Annotated in this window: 3 protein-coding genes; all 3 read right to left on the bottom strand. The window is 44.7% G+C overall.

Translation table 11 applies throughout. The features are described from left to right. Window positions 1-213 (bottom strand): hypothetical protein (locus FDX14_RS24025; protein ID WP_137350385.1); only part of this gene is annotated, 213 nt, incomplete at its 3' end. 141 nt (window positions 214-354) lie between these two features. Then, window positions 355-888, bottom strand: coding sequence for a hypothetical protein (locus FDX14_RS24020; protein ID WP_137350384.1), 534 nt, complete (start codon window positions 886-888; stop codon window positions 355-357). Beyond that, window positions 885-1,818 (bottom strand): RHS repeat-associated core domain-containing protein (locus tag FDX14_RS25585; protein WP_286364591.1); only part of this gene is annotated, 934 nt, incomplete at its 5' end. The genes FDX14_RS24020 and FDX14_RS25585, both read right to left, overlap by 4 nt.

Here is a 1,818-nt window from a genome sequence, read left to right as displayed (position 1 = left end):
GTCGTGGCGGTAGGTGGTGGTTCCCCAGCGGCTGTCGCTGACTCGGGTAAGATTCCATGCCCGGTCGTATTCCTGGCGACGCCAGATATCCATCGGCCAGTCTGTGGTGCCGGGTTCATGGTGCCCGGCCCACTGCTCCACGATATTGCCAACCGGGCTGTAGCTTTGCCCGTGCTGAAAACCGGCCCCGCTGTGGCTGAACTGCCCCGTCACATCATCCAGTTGCCAGGCAACAGGTCTGCCGCTTAGTGGGTCATAGCGGTGTTCAACCCGTCGGTCTTTTAGAGTTCAGATCGAATCTTTTATTATCAACTGATGTTTATAATCTAAAGTTGTTTTTGCCATGAGTGTGGGTTAATTAATGTTTTCCCAAACTGAGCCTATATTGTTACATTTCATATAATGATTAACAGTAGCTATTATTTGATTTATACTGTAATGGACACAATGCTCATTTTCGTAAAAATGTTCCACTCTGTCAGCTAGGCATAATATTGTTTTATCTAACTTTAATCTTCCTCTTACTATCATGGAAAAACTATAAATTTTCATCCGCAATTCAATTTCTTTATCCCTATGTGGAATTTTAGTGTCTAGCAGTGCATTTACCTCATTGAGTAATTTGACTAAAATAGCCCATTCAAAATCAGATATGTATTTTTTCTTTCTTATTGAGTAATAACATCTCTTTAAGAAATGAATTTTTATTTGATACTTTTCCCCTTCATTTGATCGCAAAATTTTGTCTATTGTTGTTCTGATTCCCTTTTCATGAAAATAAATATTTAGATCTGTCCAATTATCAATTCCTCGATGTATGGATAGCTCAATTTGTGTTAATAATGAATATAATCCGAGTAATAAGTCATCAGTATAATATATTTTCATCCGGGGCATCCTTCAAACCAAGACATAATTTTCGACCAAAGTGATTCTTTTTTGAATACTGCTTTTTTTCCATCTAAAGATAGAGCATCTCCTCCAGTTGGTACTATAGCCGTATTTCGAGGACCTACATTTGTTTTGACTAAAGAGTCTTCAGTAACATCAAATTCAACATATGCTCTACTTTTTTTGGATGCAACGCCCATTTCTCTTGCTGCTGTTCGCGGATCACCAAATGGTTCAACTTCCACATGAACGCCCAGAGGTTCGCCTCTGGATGCGTTAATTGACTGTGATTTTTCTATTTCAGCAACTCCACTATCGGAAGTGTAATGTCTTACTTTTATCAGTCCTAGTGGGTCGATCCAACCTAATGGATTGTGAACATACCCATACAGATTTGTTCCACCAATTAACCCTATCGGGTCAGGCGAAACATACTGCCCCGTCTCTGCATCATAGTACCGGAACCGGTTATAGTGCAATCCGGATTCTTCATCTGCATACTGCCCCGCAAAGCGCCACGGGCAATGAGGAGCGTTGTCTTCATCATTAGCCGCGCCCGGTCCACCGAAGCGATACTGCTCAGCCTTACCCCAGACGCTCAGCTTCTGCGCCCGGACCACTTGACCGTCTTCTGTCAGCAATTCCCTTGGTGTGCCCATATGGTCACGGACCACATAGTGCAGTTGCCCGTTTTCATATCTGGCCCCCGGCGTCAGCGCGCCGGGTTCATACAGCCAGTAAACACTGCTCTCCACGGCAGCGGTGCCATCGGCGTAAACCGGTGTTTCTGCTACCAGCAGGTCTCCGCTCCACTGGTAGTCATAACCCGCAATACCTCTGGTTACGTTCGCCCGCCGCTTGCTTATCCGGCGACCAAACGCGTCATAACAGTACGTCCAGCGTTCGCCCTGTGGGGTGATAAGCTGT

It is taken from the genome of Citrobacter sp. wls710 (genome assembly GCF_005281115.1).
Classification (GTDB): domain Bacteria; phylum Pseudomonadota; class Gammaproteobacteria; order Enterobacterales; family Enterobacteriaceae; genus Citrobacter; species Citrobacter werkmanii.
The sequence above is the reverse complement of the archived record's forward strand: the minus strand, read 5'-3'. Positions and strand labels throughout refer to the sequence as shown.

Coding starts and splice junctions, on each gene's coding strand:
- FDX14_RS24020 (WP_137350384.1), bottom strand. CDS start 888: ATGAAAATATATTATACTGATGACTTATTACTCGGATTATATTCATTA.